The sequence below is a fragment of the Streptomyces sp. Root1304 genome, from assembly GCF_001426405.1.
Lineage (GTDB): Bacteria > Actinomycetota > Actinomycetes > Streptomycetales > Streptomycetaceae > Streptomyces.
Genome location: NZ_LMEP01000001.1, coordinates 119,765 through 134,034 on the forward strand (window position 1 = coordinate 119,765; position 14,270 = coordinate 134,034).

11 protein-coding genes are annotated in these 14,270 nt (G+C 72.3%); 2 read left to right on the top strand and 9 right to left on the bottom strand.

All coding sequences use genetic code 11. The annotated features are described in order from the left end of the window. Window positions 1–12 precede the first annotated feature (12 nt). The 6 genes from ASD33_RS00520 to ASD33_RS00545 form a co-directional block, all read right to left on the bottom strand. Window positions 13–2,583, bottom strand: a complete 2,571-nt coding sequence (locus ASD33_RS00520) for a SpoIIE family protein phosphatase (protein WP_056551537.1) — start codon at window positions 2,581–2,583, stop codon at window positions 13–15. 144 nt (window positions 2,584–2,727) lie between these two features. After that, complete coding sequence (locus ASD33_RS00525; protein WP_056551539.1) at window positions 2,728–3,150, bottom strand: ATP-binding protein; 423 nt, start codon at window positions 3,148–3,150, stop codon at window positions 2,728–2,730. 186 nt (window positions 3,151–3,336) lie between these two features. After that, window positions 3,337–3,834 (bottom strand): (deoxy)nucleoside triphosphate pyrophosphohydrolase, encoded by a 498-nt coding sequence (locus ASD33_RS00530; protein ID WP_242426795.1) that lies wholly within the window; start codon window positions 3,832–3,834, stop codon window positions 3,337–3,339. 40 nt (window positions 3,835–3,874) lie between these two features. Further along, window positions 3,875–4,054: an SPOR domain-containing protein gene (locus ASD33_RS00535; RefSeq protein WP_056551541.1), complete on the bottom strand. Its 180-nt coding sequence runs from the start codon at window positions 4,052–4,054 to the stop codon at window positions 3,875–3,877. A 154-nt stretch (window positions 4,055–4,208) separates the two neighbouring features. Next, on the bottom strand, window positions 4,209–5,966 hold the full coding sequence (locus ASD33_RS00540) for a hypothetical protein (RefSeq protein ID WP_056551543.1): 1,758 nt from the start codon (window positions 5,964–5,966) through the stop codon (window positions 4,209–4,211). Between the two features lie 199 nt (window positions 5,967–6,165). Continuing rightward, complete coding sequence (locus ASD33_RS00545) at window positions 6,166–6,918, bottom strand: GntR family transcriptional regulator (RefSeq protein WP_056551545.1); 753 nt, start codon at window positions 6,916–6,918, stop codon at window positions 6,166–6,168. A 314-nt stretch (window positions 6,919–7,232) separates the two neighbouring features. On the opposite strand from ASD33_RS00545, the gene ASD33_RS00550 reads away from it, so the two are divergent. Next, the gene (locus ASD33_RS00550; RefSeq protein ID WP_056551547.1) at window positions 7,233–8,570 is read left to right on the top strand and encodes a glycoside hydrolase family 18 protein; all 1,338 of its coding nucleotides are present in this window, start codon (window positions 7,233–7,235) and stop codon (window positions 8,568–8,570) included. Window positions 8,571–8,832: 262 nt separating this feature from the next. Here the strand turns inward: ASD33_RS00550 and ASD33_RS00555 are convergent, their stop codons facing one another. Both ASD33_RS00555 and ASD33_RS00560 read right to left on the bottom strand, forming a co-directional pair. Then, entirely contained in the window at window positions 8,833–10,014 is a 1,182-nt protein-coding gene (locus ASD33_RS00555; protein ID WP_056551549.1) for a DUF4190 domain-containing protein, read from the bottom strand. A 210-nt stretch (window positions 10,015–10,224) separates the two neighbouring features. Next, the gene (locus ASD33_RS00560) at window positions 10,225–11,799 is read right to left on the bottom strand and encodes a S8 family peptidase (RefSeq protein ID WP_056551552.1); all 1,575 of its coding nucleotides are present in this window, start codon (window positions 11,797–11,799) and stop codon (window positions 10,225–10,227) included. A gap of 272 nt (window positions 11,800–12,071) precedes the next feature. Between ASD33_RS00560 and ASD33_RS00565 the strand changes: the two genes are divergently transcribed. Then, window positions 12,072–13,211 (top strand): pyridoxal-phosphate dependent enzyme, encoded by a 1,140-nt coding sequence (locus ASD33_RS00565; protein WP_347232250.1) that lies wholly within the window; start codon window positions 12,072–12,074, stop codon window positions 13,209–13,211. A gap of 169 nt (window positions 13,212–13,380) precedes the next feature. Here the strand turns inward: ASD33_RS00565 and ASD33_RS00570 are convergent, their stop codons facing one another. After that, complete coding sequence (locus ASD33_RS00570; RefSeq protein ID WP_056551556.1) at window positions 13,381–14,136, bottom strand: DUF4232 domain-containing protein; 756 nt, start codon at window positions 14,134–14,136, stop codon at window positions 13,381–13,383. Between the last annotated feature and the right edge of the window lie 134 nt (window positions 14,137–14,270).

Sequence of the window (14,270 nt, forward strand, 5' to 3'; positions counted from 1 at the left end):
CGCGGAATCGCCTCAGAACATGCTGAGCAGCTGTTCCACCGTCGGCTCCGCCGTCCCCTCGCCGTCCGGGAGGTCCAGTTCGAACCAGACGGTCTTCCCGCGCGGGGTGCGGCGCGAGCCCCAGGAGGAGCTGAGCAGCCCGACCAACTGGAGTCCGCGGCCGCCCTCGTCGGTGTCCTTGGCGCGGCGGCGGCGCGGCTGGACGAGTCCGGCGTCCCAGACCTCGCAGACGAGGGTGCGGTCGCGGAGCAGCCGCAGCCGGATCTCGCCCTCGCCGTAGCGGAGCGCGTTGGTGACGAGTTCGCTGACGAGGAGTTCGACGGTGTCGACGAGCGCTTCGAGGTCCCAGGCCTTGAGCTGGGTGCGGGCGAGTTCCCGCGCCCGGCCGACCGAGCGGGGTTCCCTGGGCAGCCGCCAGTCGCCGACGGCCTCACTCGGCAGGCCCTGGATCCTCGCCATGAGGAGGGCGATGTCGTCCTCGCCGTGCCCGGTGTCCAAGGTGTTCAGGACCCGGTCGCAGACGTCTTCGAGCGGACGGGCCGGGTCGGTGAGGGCGCGCCGGAAGGCGGAGAGCCCTTCGTCGAGCGGGTGGTCGCGGGACTCGACGAGCCCGTCGGTGTAGAGGGCGAGGAGGGCGCCCTCGGGGAGTTCGACCTCCACCTCCTCGAACGGTTCGCCGCCGACGCCGAGCGGCATCCCCGGGGGTACGTCGAGCAGCAGGGCCTCCTCGCCGGGTTCGACGAGGACCGGCGGGAGGTGCCCGGCGTTGGCGAAGGTGCAGCGGCGGGTGACCGGGTCGTAGACGGCGTAGACGCAGGTCGCGAGGTAGACCTCGGAGAGTTCGGGGCCGCGCGACTTGTGGGTGCGGGACTGCTGGGCGCCGATGGGGGCGCCGAGTCCGCGGGCGATCTCGTCGAGGTGGGAGAGGACCTCGGCCGGTTCCAGGTCGAGCTGGGCGAGGGTGCGGACGGCGGTGCGCAGTTCGCCCATGGCGACGGCGGCGCGCAGCCCCCGGCCCATGACGTCGCCGATGACGAGGGCGGTGCGGTGTCCGGGGAGTTCGATGACGTCGAACCAGTCGCCGCCGACCTCGGTGGCGGTGGTGCCGGGGAGGTAGCGGCAGGCGATGTCGAGCCCGGCGGCCTCGGGGTCGCCGGGCGGGAGCAGGCTGCGCTGGAGGATCAGGGCCCGCTCGTGCTCGCGGCGGTAGAGGCGCGCGTTGTCGATGCAGACGGCGGCGCGGGCGGCGAGTTCGACGGCGAGGGCGCGATCGCGTTCGCCGAAGGGCTCGCTGCCCTTGGTGCGGGAGAACTGGACGAGGCCGACGACGATGTCGTGGGCGACCATCGGGACGACGAGGGTGCTCTGGACGAGGTCGCCGTCGACGCCGGGCACCGTACGGAGGCGGCCGGTGCGCAGGGCGCCCGCGCAGGGCGAGTTGAAGGGGTAGCGGTGGACGGCCCCGACCGCGATGGGTTCGGGTCCGCAACAGCCGCCGTCGGGTTCCGGCCGTTCGTCGGATCTGCGGGGGGTGTCGGAGACGGCGCTGGCGACGGCGACCCGGCGGAGTTCGGCGCTGCCGGCCCCGTAGCCGACGTCGTGGGAGCTGCCCCAGCGGCCGGGCGGTGCCTCGTCGCCGGTCAGCAGCCCCTGGTAGAGGTCGACGGAGGCCAGGTCGCAGAAGCCGGGGACGGCGACGTCGAGCAGTTCGCGGGCGGTGGCCTCCAGGTCGAGGGTGGTGCCGATGCGGGCGCCGGCCTCGTTGAGGAGGGCGAGGTTGCGGCGGGCGCTGGCCGCTTCCCTGGCCGCGTTGTGGCGGCGGGTGATGTCGATGCCGAGTCCGGCGACGCCGATCGGGCGGCCGGAGCCGCTGTGCACGCGGTAGAGGTTGATGGCCCAGTGGCGGCGGTCCCTGGCGCCGGGCGCGGCGCCGATGATCTCGAAGTCGGTGACGGACTCCCCGGTCTCCAGGACGCTCCGGAGCGCGGCGGTCATCCGGTCGGCCTCGGACCGGCCGAGGTAGTCGTGGACGGTACGGCCCCGGTGGTCGTCGGCGGAGCCGCCGAAGACGGTGGCGAAGCGCCGGTTGGCCCGCTTCACCGTGAGGTCGGTGCCGAAGAGGAGGAACCCGAAGGGTGATTGGCCGAATATCGCCTGGGAGGCGGCGAGGTCGGTCTCGATACGGCGCAGGGCGCGTACGTCGACGACGATGCAGAGCGCGGCCCGCTCACCGGACTGGGTCTCGCTGGGCATGACGTACATCTCGGCGATCCCGTGGGCCCGGTCCTCGCCGGGGACGCGGAACGGGACGAGGCCCGTCCACTCCTTGCCGTCGAGGATCTCCCGGACCTTCCGATGGCCGCGCTCGCGCAGCTCGGCGGGCATGAAGACCTCGACGGGGTCCTTGCCCCTGGCCTCCTCGGCGGTGACGCCGAAGAGGTCCGCGGCACGCCGGCTCCACTGCTCGACGAGGCCGTCGGGCCCGATCGAGAAGGAGGCCACCCGGATGTAGTCGTAGATGGAGCCGGGCGGGCTGCTGTGCCACACGACGCCGCCACTCGCCGTCTCAGGTATCTCGCTCACGCGACCGTCCCCTCCAGCTCACCGCACCGGACCGGCCATGCCCGCAGTATTCAATACAGCGGGCCCCGACGGCACGACGTTCACGATCACAGGGTGGTCTCGTTCGCCTCGCGCCGAGTCCGGGTGATCGTCGTCCCTCCCTGTTTACTCACCAGGCAGAGCCAGCTCGAACCATACGGTTTTGCCCGTCCTTCCCTTACGGGTCCCCCAGCGGCGGGCGGAACAGGCCACGAGACCGAGGCCGCGGCCCCCTTCGTCCTCGGGTCCGGGGGCCCGCTCGGTCGGCGGATCCGGAAGCGGATCGGAAACCTCCACCAGGAGCGCGGGCGGGTGCGCGGGGTCCGATCCGTCGAGGTGGGGGCGGACGAGACGGACCCCGATGGGGCCGGAGGCGTACCGCAGGGAGTTGGTCACCAGCTCGCTGACCAGCAGGACGGTCAGATCTCCGAGCGCCGAATCGAGTTCCCAGGACCGCAGGGTCTCGCGCACGGCGTGGCGTGCCGTGCGTACGGCGTTCGCCTCCGCAGGGAAGTTCCACTCGGCGCGTTCGCCGTCGGTGTCGATCACACCCGATCACTTCCCCAGCCGTGCGTCAGCAGGAAGGCCCACGTCCTCTTTCAACGGGTCAATCAGGACATACCCGGAATTTGGGGCGAGATATCGCGCTGGGCGCAGCAGCGGGCGCACGGTGGCACGAACGGCGTAGGGACTCAGCCGTGTGCGCCGGGACCGGGGGCCGCACGGCGTGAGGACTCAGCCGTGCGCGCCGGCACCGGGGGCCGCCGGAAGCCTCAGGGCGGCCTCGGCGACGGCGGGCCGGTCCTGGTCGAGCCAGTCGACCGAGTCCAGTTCCCCGCTGGTGAGCCAGCGCAGCGCGTCGTGGTCCTCCAGCGGCCGGGGTTCGCCGGAGAGCAGCCGGGCGGTCCACACCTGGAGGACGTAACCCGGTTTGAGCGGCCATTCCCCGGGGATGCGCTCGCCGGGCTCGACCTCCACGCCGAGCTCCTCGCGGAGTTCGCGCACGAGGGCCTCTTCGGGGCTCTCCCCCGGTTCGAGCTTGCCGCCGGGCAGTTCCCAGCGTCCGGCGAGTTCGGCGGGGGCGCTGCGGCGGGCGGCGAGCAGCCGTCCCCGGTCGTACAGGGCGCCCGCGACGACGACCACGACGCGGGGCTCGCGGCCGGGACCGGAGCCGGTTCCGGGGTCGGTGCCGGGCTCGTGGGGTGCGGCGGGGTCGGTGGTGCGTTCCGTCATGGGCGCGAGCGTAGCCCGGCCGGGGAGGCGTCCGCCGGGGTCAGAGGGCGGGGCTGCCGATGCGCTCGACCGAGTAGAGCTGCTTGTGGCCGCGGTCGTCGAGGCTGTCCGCGATCTTCTGCGCCTCGTCCTTGGTCGCGTACCGCCCCACCCGGTAGCGGTTGCCGTTGTCGTCCTGCCGGATGACGAGCCAGGTGAGATCGGAGCCGCTGTCGGTCATCAGACTTCCCCTCCGCCGGTCCGGGCGCCACCAAGCATCTCCGGGAAACCGCAATCCGCATATGCCGGAGCTTACGCCTGACCTTCACACAGCGGATACGGAATTGCACAAAGAGATACGGATCGGCCGGGAACCGACGGAGGGAGTCCGAAGGTCACACCCCGGGCGCCCCCGGGGGAACGGTCGGCACCGGCATCAGGACGGGGCCGCCCGCGCCCTCGGGGTCCTTGCGGCAGACGTCCCCGCAGGTGGCGTCGAGCGAGCAGCAGAGGGAGCAGACCGGCCCGGACCGTACGGGGCAGTCTGCGATGTCGGGCAGTTCGTAGGCGGTCTCGCACTCCGCGCAGAGATGGGTGGCGCGCTCGTCGACGCCGCCGGCCGCCGGGCCGTTCACGGTGTTGGGGCGGGCCAGGTAGTAGCGCCCCCCGGTCGCCCAGGCGATCAGCGGGCAGAGGACGAGGGCGAGACCGGCGGCGATGAAGGTGGAGAAGGCCTGCGCGTAGACGCCGAAGAGACCGAAGAAGGCGAGGATCGAGACGACGGAGGCGATGACCATCGCACCGAATCCGGCCGGGTTCACGGCGTACAGATAGGCGCGCTTGAACTCGATGTACGGGGGGCTCCAGCCGGCCCGCTTGTTGATGACGAGGTCGGCGGCGACGGCCGCGATCCAGGCGATGCCGACGTTGGAGTAGAAGCCGAGCAGCTTGTTCAGGGCCGCGAACATGTTCATCTCCATCAGCGTCAGCGCGATGGCGAGGTTGAGGAAGATGTACCAGACGCGGCCGGGGTGCCGGTGGGTGACGCGGGAGAAGAAGTTCGACCAGGACAGCGAACCGCTGTAGGCGTTGGTGACGTTGATCTTGACCTGGGAGACGATCACGAAGAGCGCGGCGGCGGGCAGGGCGAAGGAGCCGAGCCAGGGCTTGAGCGCCTCGATCTGCGGGGCGATCGGCTCCAGGGCGTGGGTCCTGCCGACGGCCTCCAGGGCGACGAACGCGAGGAAGGCGCCGCCGAGTTGCTTGGCCGCGCCGATGATGACCCAGCCGGGCCCGGCGGCGAGCACGGCGAGGTTCCACCGGCGCCCGTTGGCGGCGGTCTTCGCGGGCATGAAGCGCAGGTAGTCGGCCTGCTCGCCGATCTGCGCGATCAGCGAGAGCGCGACGCCGGTGCCGAGACCGAAGCCGAGCCAGGAGAAGCCGGCGCCCGCCCCCTCCGTGCCGCCGAAGGAGGCGAAGGCCCCCCAGGCCTCGGGGGCCTCGAAGGCGAGGACGACGAAGGGCAGCACCATGCCGACGATCCAGACCGGCTGCGTCCAGGCCTGCACCTTGGCGAGCGCGCCCATGCCGCGGAAGACGATCGGGATGACGATCAGGGTCGTGAGGAGATAGCCGAGCTCGACCGGCAGACCGACGGCCTGGTGCATGGCCTGGGCCATGATCGAGCCTTCGAGGGCGAAGAAGATGAAGGTGAAGGAGGCGTAGATCAGCGAGGTGAGCGTCGAGCCGAAGTAGCCGAAGCCGGCACCGCGCGTGATCAGGTCCATGTCCAGGCCGTACTTCGCGCAGGCGCGGGCGATGGGGATGCCGGTGAGGAAGATGAGCGTGGCGGCGGTGAGGATCGCGGCGAGGCCGCTGCCGAAGCCGTAGGTGAAGACGATCGAGGCGCCGATCGCGAAGTCGGCGAGGTAGGCGATGCCGCCGAGGGCGGTCCCGGCCACGGTCGCGGGCGACCAGCGCCGGAAGGAGTGCGGGGCGTAGCGCAGCGAGTAGTCCTCGCGGCTCTCGTCCGCGGCCAGCTTGGCGTAGCTGCGGCGGGGCCCGGAGGGCGGGGCGGCCCCCTCCGGCGCGTCGGGGGCCGGGGCGGTGCCTCCGTCCGGCTCCGGCGTGGGGGCGGTGACCGTGTCCGTCATGAGGGTTCCTGTCGTCCGACCGATTCGCGGGTACGGACGAGGAAGGTAGGAGCCGGTCGTGACGGACGGCGGCGACGGGAGGTTGCCGGGCGGTTACGCGGGCTGACACCCCGTTAACTCGCGGTCACACCCCCCGGACGACGGACTCCGCTGACCGGTGGGGGCCACGGGAGCCGCGGTGCCCGGTCCGCCGGAGGCCTCATCTCACCGGCAGGTGGTACGAGAGGCGGTAGCGGTCGGCCGGGACCACCACGTCGGCCGTCTCGACCGCGCGCCCGGAGGCGTAGTACGTGCGCTCCACGACCATCACCACATGACCCGGCACCCCGCCCAGCGCGAGGAGTTCCTCGGCGAGGCCCGGCCGGGCGCCGACCTCCTCCACGACGTTGTCCACGACCACGTCGATGGCCGCCATCCGCTCGACGACCCCGCAGCCGCCGAGCGGCCCCTCCTCGGGGAGCATCACCGGCGTCCGCCCCGTGACAGCGAGCGGCTCCCAGGAGGTGGCGACCATCATCGGCTCGCCGCCGTCCCGGTACACGTATCTGGTGCGCATCACGCGCTCCCCCGGTTCGATGCCGAGCCGCTCGGCCACCTCGGCGCTCACCGGCTCCTGCTCGCTGTTCGACTCCCAGGTGCCCCGGGCCCCCTCGGCCGCCTGCTCCTGCCGGAAGGGGCTGGCGCCGGCCGCCGGACGGTATCCGGAGCGGGCGATCCGGCGCGGCACGGGACGCTCCCGCACATAGGTGCCCGAGCCCGAGCGCCCCTCCACGAGCCCCTCGGCCATGAGCACCTTACGGGCTTCCAGCGCGACGGTGTCCGACACCCCGTACTCCTCGCGGATGCGCGCCTGCGAGGGGAGGCGGGTATGCGGCGGGAGCGAGCCGTTGGCGATCTTCTCCCGCAGATCGCTCGCCACGCGCAGATAGGCGGGCTGCTCACCGAACGTCACTGGACACTCCCCTCAGGTTGACTTACAGCTACAGACTGACAACCGTGGGTCGCGATCCGCAAGTATGGGCCAAAGTTTCACTCGATGTGATGACACCGAGATCACACCTCTTGCTACCCGCGGTCACGCCGAGTAGACGCCGCAGTGCGCACCGAGTGGACACGTCACACCCCTTGACCCCCATTGGTCCAGACCAATACCTTCCTGCCTGCGAGCTTCTTCGCACACCCCCCCGGCCACCCCTTCGCACGCCCCCGCAACGCCCCGCCCCGCCTCTCCGCACGCTCCCTCCCGCCTCGCACAGGAACGAGCCCATGCGTCCCAGAGCCATGACCAAACTGACCCTCGGCACCGCGGCCGCCGCGGCCCTCGGCCTCCTCGCCACCCTGGCCCCCGCCGCCGACGCGCACCAGCCCGCCCCGCACACCCCCGCGCTCAAGCGCGTCGGCTACTTCACCCAATGGGGCATCTACGGCCGGAACTTCCAGGTCAAGGACCTGGAGACGAGCGGCACCGCCGCCAGGCTCAGCCACATCAACTACGCCTTCGGCGTGGTCGGTCCGGACGGCACCTGCCTGATGGGCAACGCCCCCGGCTCCGACCCCTGGGCGGACTACGTGCGCCCCGTCGACGCGGCGACCTCGGTGGACGGCGTCGGCGACACCGCCGACCAGCGCCTGGCCGGAAGCTTCAACGAGCTGCGCGAGCTGAAGGCCAAGCACCCCGGCCTCAAGGTCATGATCTCGCTGGGCGGCTGGAGCGGCTCCGCCCACTTCTCCGACGCCGTACGCACCGACGCCGGCCGCAAGAAGCTCGTCGCCTCCTGCCTCGACACGTACATCAAGGGGAACCTGCCCGTCGACGGCGCCCGCGGCGGCGCCGGAGCCGCCGCCGGAGTCTTCGACGGGGTCGACCTGGACTGGGAGTGGCCCGGCTCGGACGGCGCCCCCGGGAACGTGATCCGGCCCGAGGACAAGCCCAACTTCACCAAGCTGGTACGGGAGTTCCGCACCCAGCTCGACACCTACGGCCGCTCACTGCCGAAGGGGCAGCGCAAGCACTACGACCTCAGCGCGTACGTGCCCACCGCGCCCGCCAAGATCGACGCGGGCTTCGAAGTCCCCCGGATCATGCGGGACTTCGACTTCGTGAACCTCCAGGGCTACGACTTCCACGTCTCCGGCGAGAAGACCACCGCCCAGCAGTCCGCGCTCTACGCCGAGGACGACTTCAGCGTCGACCAGACCGTCAGGGCCTGGCTGCGGCGCGGCGCGCCCGCCCACAAGCTCGTGGTCGGCATGCCCTTCTACGGGCAGGGCTGGACCGGCGTCACCGGCGGCGGCGACGGCCTCGGACAGCCCGCGGCCGGGCCCGCCCCCGCGACCTGGACGGCCGGCTCCGAGGACTACAAGTTCCTGAAGGCGCTGGCGAATTCGGGGACGTACACGCTCCACCGGGGCCCCCGCGGCGGCCACGCGTGGCTCTTCGACGGCACCACCCTGTGGACGTACGACGACCCGACCGTGCTGCGCACCAAGGCGTCCTACGTCCGGCGGAACGGGCTCGGCGGCGCGATGGTCTGGTCCCTCGACGGGGACACCCCGGACGGCGAGCTGATCACCGCCATCGACCGGGGCCTGACCCGGCGCTGACACCCCGCCCCGGCCGCCCGTCCGGCGGCCGGGGCCCCTGAACCGCGGACCGGCGCCCCGCCGCGCGCGGTGCGCCGGAACGGCGGTCGGTCACGGGCCGCCGTCCCCGGCCCGCCGCTTCCGGTCCGCACACGACGGGGCCGGGCCTCCCGAGGGAGACCCGGCCCCGTCCTCACACCACGTCACGCGCCACGCACGCCGTCGCCGCACCCGACCGCACGCCGTCGCCACGCCCGGCCGCACACCGCCGCCGCACCCGGTCTCAGGCCGAGGTCCCCCCGTCGCCCGCCGGGGGCGTGCCCGTCAGGCCGAGCGCGGTGCGGGCCTCCGCGCCCAGGTCCTCGGGCAGCGCGTCCCAGGCCGCGTCGTACGCCTCCCAGTAGGCGTCCGCGTCGGGCGCCCCCGCCAGCTTCGCCCACTGCTTCGAGGCCGTGTCGAGCTGCTTGCCCAGCGCCTCGACGGGGGCGGTGGAGGCACCCGGCCAGTAGTGCTGGTCGAGGCCCGTACGCGCTCCGTTGATCGCGGCGAGAAGCCGGACGGACCAGGCCTTGTTGGCGGCGAAGTCCTCGTCCGGGTCCTCGTCGGGCTCCTCGTAGACCACCGTCTCGATCGGGTTGACGGAGTTCAGGAACTGCTCCTGGTCGGCCGACAGTTCGGCGGCGTCGGAGCGCACGGAGCCGCTGAAGGGCTTCTTGTCGGTGGCGAACGTGCAGGTCACCACGCGGTCGCCGCCGCGCCAGCTCTGGCTGCTCGGCAGGTAGTAGTACAGCCAGACGTCCTTGGGCACGGCCCAGGTGTCCATCGCGTACGCGGCGTTGATCGTCTCGCAGCGCTTCACGGCGATCTTGTCGATCGCGTCGTCGCCGGGCCACTTGTCGAAGCCGGTGACCTTGAAGCCGCCGGTGACCTCGCCGTCGTGCGGGCGGGCGCAGTCGACGATCGTGACGTCCGTCGCGTACTCCTCCAGCTTGCCGTCGTCGCTGAAGCACTGCCCGGTCCGCAGGGAGAACGGCGACCTCGTACGGGACGCCTCGTCCACGCCCTCCTTGAAGTCGCCCCAGGCCGCACCGATGCCGCCGGTCGCGAGCCCGACGACGAGCAGCAGACTGCTGAGCGCGGAGAGCACGATGCCGGTGATCGCGAGCGCCTTGCCGTCCTGCTCCCTCTTCCTGATCTGCGGAAGGGCGATGAGCCCCAGGACCAGACCGAGGGGCGGGAGGCAGCAGACGATGCCGGAGACCAGGGAGCCGATGGCGAGGCCGTTGGTGGTGCGCCGGGGCGGCTGCCCGTAGGGGAAGGGTCCCGGTCCCCCTGCCGGGCCCCCGTAGGGGCCGGGCGCGTACGGCATGCCCGGGGAGGTGTACGGCCCGGGGGCGGGCCATCCGCCCTGCTGCGGAGCCCCCTCGGGCTGCTGCGGCGGCGGGGTCGGCTGAGTCGGCTCCACGGGTACGGCGCTCCTGTTGCGGGCGGGTGACACGAACAAACGATCGGGCGCGCATCGTACGTGGAGAGGGGGTGGGGGCGGACAGCCGGGGGACACCCCGGACGCGGGAGGGGCACGGAACCGGACACGGGAAGGGACACGGGAGGGACACGGAAAGGGCGGCCGCCCGCCGGCGGCCGCCCCTCCCGATGTGTGTCGGTCGGACCCGGGTCAGAACTGCAGACCCCAGGAGTCGATCTTCCCGGTGTCGTAGGACGCGTTGTCCGTGACCCGCAGCTTCCACGTGCCGTTGGCGACCTCCGAGGAGGCGTTCACGGTGTACGTGGTGGTGATGTTGTCCGCGCTGCCGCCCGTACCGAAGGCCTTCAGCGTGTACGCCGAGCCGTCGGGGGCGATCAGCTGGACCTGGAGGTCACCGATGTAGGTGTGGGCGATGTTCACCGGCACCTGGAGGGCGGCCGGGGCGTTGCCCGTGACGCCGCTGACGGTGACCGGGGACTCGACGGTCGCGTTGTCGGCGATGGCGAAGTCCGCGGTGTTCTCGAACTTCGGGCCGGTGGGCGGGGTGGTGGTGCCGCCACCGACGAACAGGAGCCTGTTCGGGGAGCCGGTGCCGGGGCTGGTGACGACGTTCGGCGTGGCGGCGGCGGTCAGGGCCGCGGAGACCTGCGCCGGGGTCGCGGTGGGGTTGTCCGCGAGGTAGACGGCGGCGGCTCCGGCGACGTGCGGGGTCGCCATCGACGTACCGGAGATGGTGTTGGTGGCGGTGTCACCGGTGCCCCAGGACGAGGTGATCGAGGAGCCCGGGGCGAAGAGGTCCAGGCCGCTGCCGTAGTTGGAGTAGCTCGCCTTGGCGTCGCTCGACGTGGTGGCGCCGACGGTGATGGCCTCGGCCACCCGCGCCGGGGAGTGGTTGGCGGCGTTGTCGGTCTCGTTGCCCGCCGCGACCGCGTAGGTCACGCCGGAGGCGATCGAGTTGCGGACGGCGTCGTCGAGGACGGAGTCGACGCCGCCGCCGAGGCTCATGTTGGCGACGGCCGGCTTCACGGCGTTCCGCGTGACCCAGTCGATGCCCGCGACGACCTGCTCGGTCGTGCCGGAGCCGGAGTTGTCGAGGACGCGGACGCCGACGATCTTCGCCTTCTTGGCGACGCCGTACGACGAGCCCGCGACGGTGCCGGCGACGTGGGTGCCGTGGCCGTGGCCGTCCTGGGCGGTGTTGTCGTTGTCGATGGCGTCGTAGCCGTCGGAGGCCCGGCCGCCGAACTCGGTGTGGGTGATGCGGACGCCGGTGTCGATGATGTACGCGGTGACGCCCTGGCCCGCACTGTCCGGGTAGGTGTAACTCTGGTTCAGCGGAAGGGCCTTCTGGTCGATCCGGTCCAGACCCCAGGACGGCGGCGAGGGCTGGGTGCCGTCGATGTGGAAGATGCGGTTCTGGACGACGGACCGCACGGCCGGGTCGGCCGCGAGCTTCTTCGCCTGCGCCTCGGAGAGCTCGACGGAGTAGCCGTTGATCGCCGAGGTGTACGTCCGCTTGATCTTCGCGCCGAACTTGGCGGCGACGGCCCGGCCCTTGGCGGTCTCCGCCTGCGCGGACTCGTCGAGGGTGACGATGTAGCTGCCCGGGACGGTGCCTTCGGCTCCGGCGTTCTCGATGACGCCCTCGGCGGCGGCCGTCGAGGCGGCGGCCGGGAGGGCGGAGAGGGAGCCGAGGGTGAGGGCGGCGACGGCGATGGCCGAGGCGGTGGCGATTCCGCGACGCGATGCACGCATCACTGACATGTGGGGGGTCCTCCTCATTGGGTGGTGCGCTGTTGTGGGGGTGCGGTGCTGTGGGGGGTGCGGCGTTGCTGTGGGGGGCGCCGTGTTGCCGTGGGGGGTGCTGGGGGGTGCCTTGCCGAGCAAAAATGACAGGTGCATGACAAGTGAAGGCGGATTCCCCGCCGTCTCGAACATCCGGCTGCCGAGCGAAAGATTGGCTGATCCATAGGAATCCCACAAGGGCTGCCGACAGCCCGCAACAACCGCGCCACACGGCTGACATGCTGAGCGGCATGACCGCCTATGTGTGCCCCCGCTGCCGGGTTCAGTCGCCCACGTACGCGCTCACCTGGTGTTGTCCGCGCTGCGGCGGCCCCTGGGACCTGGAGTTCGCGAGCGCCCCGGTTCCCCTCCCGTCACTCGCGTCACGTGTGAATTCATTGTGGCGTTACGAGGAGGCGCTGCCGCCGATGCCGTACGCGGCGGACGTGACGCTCGGGGAGGGCCGCACACCCCTGGTCCCCCTCGTGGAGCACGCGTCGGGATCGGTTTCGGCCAAGCTCGACTTCCTCATGCCCACGCTCTCCTTCAAGGACCGGGGGGCGGTGCTGCTCGCCGCCCACGCCCTCCGTCTCGCCCGCGCCGGCCGCCTCGCCCGGGTCGTCGCCGACAGCAGCGGCAACGCGGGCACGGCGGTGGCCGCTTACGGCGCGCGGGCCGGACTCGACTGCGTGGTGTACGTCCCCGGGGGTACGTCCCCGAAGAAGCAGGCGCAGATCCGGGCGCACGGCGCGCGGGTGGTCGAGGTCCCCGGCGACCGCGAGGCGACGGCCCGCGCGGCGCGGGCGGCGGCCGACGAACCCGGCACGTTCTACGCCTCGCACGTGTACAACCCGTACTTCCTGCACGGCACCAAGACGTACGTCTACGAGCTCTGGGAGGAGCTCGGCGGGCGCCTGCCCGACACGATCGTCGTCCCCGTCGGCAACGGCACCCTGCTGCTCGGCGCCGCCCTCGCCCTCGACGAACTGCACCGCCACGGGCTCACGGACACCCGGCCCGCCCTGGTCGCCGTCCAGGCCGCGGCCGTATCGCCCCTGGCCAGGGCCTTCCACGCGGGTGCGGACGACCTGGACGGGTCCGCGCCGGCCGATTCCCGCCCCACCCTCGCGGAGGGCATCGCGATCCCGGCACCACCCCGCGCCCGCCAGATCCTGCGGGCGGTACGGGCGACGGGCGGCACGTTCCTGACGGTGGAGGAGGACGACATCCGCGCCGCCCAGCGGGACCTGGCCCGCCGCGGCCTCTTCGTCGAGGCGACCGGCGTGGCCTGCTGGGCGGCCGTACGGGCGGCCCCGGAACGCCCGGGACTCACGGTGGTGCCGCTGTGCGGGGCGGGAGCGAAGACGGGCCTGACGCCCGAGCCGTCGTGAGCCCTCCGGGCGCGACCGAAGCACTCCCCCGCACCGGCCCCGCAACGCCGAACGGTGCGGTCTCAGGGACGGACGGTCAGCCCCGTCCCTGAAACCGCACCGGTCCACACCGATCCGGCCCTCACCGAACCGGCGCGCTCACCGATCCCGCGCGCACGTCCCGCGCGGATCAGAACTCGTCGGCGCCGTTGCGGAGCTCGTACGTCCAGTAGCCCGTCTTCGCGGCGGCCTCGTCGACGGCCAGGCCACCGGCCGGGGACTTCACGACGATGCTGCCCTCGGCCGGGCCGTCGGTGGCGAAGAGGTTCACGTTGAACTCGTTCACGACCTTGTTGTCCTCGTGGGCCCCACCGAGCGCGATGCGCACGTTGGCGTACGCCGGGGCGCCGGCCTTCAGGACGATCGGGGCGGCCGGCTTGCTCTTCGCGACGGCCGGGACGTCCTTGGCGGTCTGGATCGGGCCGAAGGCGATCAGCGGGTACTCGAGCAGCGTGCAGTCACGGCCGGAGGTGTTGGTGGCGGTGAGGACGATGTGCTCGGTCGGCACCTCGTCGGCCTTCGCGGCCGTGACCTTGATGTCGCCGGAGGCGCAGGCGGGGGCCTTGGTGGAGCTGGTGCCACCGGCCGAGGAGCCGGAGCCGCCGGTGGTCGAGCCCTTCGTACCGGAACCGCCGGTGGTGGAGCCGGCCGTCGAACCGCCGGTGGAGCCACCGGTGGAGCCCGAGCCGCCCTTGGCGGTGGTCTGGTCCGCCGTACCGGCGGAGGCCGCGCCGCTCTCGGTGGTGGCCGGGGCCGACTTCGAGGTGCCGGCGCTGCCGGCGTCCTTGGCGCCCGCGGTGTCGTCGCCGCCACAGGCGGTGAGGCCGAGCGAGAGGGCGGCGACGGCGGCGGCGGCCAGGACGGTGGTCTTGTGGTGGTGACGCATGGTGTTTCCCCCGTGAGAACGCGGTCGGTCGGTCCACCCGGCGGCGCGTCCACCCGGTGGTGTGAACCACCCGGCGGACATCCACCGGGTGATGTAACCAGCTTCCGGCCTCGCGCTGCCGTCCCGCTTGCGTA

Excerpts from the sequence above, each read along its gene's own strand:
- ASD33_RS00535 (WP_056551541.1), bottom strand. The coding sequence starts at position 4,054 with ATGACCGACAGCGGCTCCGATCTCACCTGGCTCGTCATCCGGCAGGAC.
- ASD33_RS00570 (WP_056551556.1), bottom strand. The coding sequence starts at position 14,136 with ATGCGTCACCACCACAAGACCACCGTCCTGGCCGCCGCCGCCGTCGCC.
- ASD33_RS00540 (WP_056551543.1), bottom strand. The coding sequence starts at position 5,966 with ATGACGGACACGGTCACCGCCCCCACGCCGGAGCCGGACGGAGGCACC.
- ASD33_RS00550 (WP_056551547.1), top strand. The coding sequence starts at position 7,233 with ATGCGTCCCAGAGCCATGACCAAACTGACCCTCGGCACCGCGGCCGCC.
- ASD33_RS00565 (WP_347232250.1), top strand. The coding sequence starts at position 12,072 with ATGACCGCCTATGTGTGCCCCCGCTGCCGGGTTCAGTCGCCCACGTAC.
- ASD33_RS00560 (WP_056551552.1), bottom strand. The coding sequence starts at position 11,799 with ATGTCAGTGATGCGTGCATCGCGTCGCGGAATCGCCACCGCCTCGGCC.
- ASD33_RS00530 (WP_242426795.1), bottom strand. The coding sequence starts at position 3,834 with ATGACGGAACGCACCACCGACCCCGCCGCACCCCACGAGCCCGGCACC.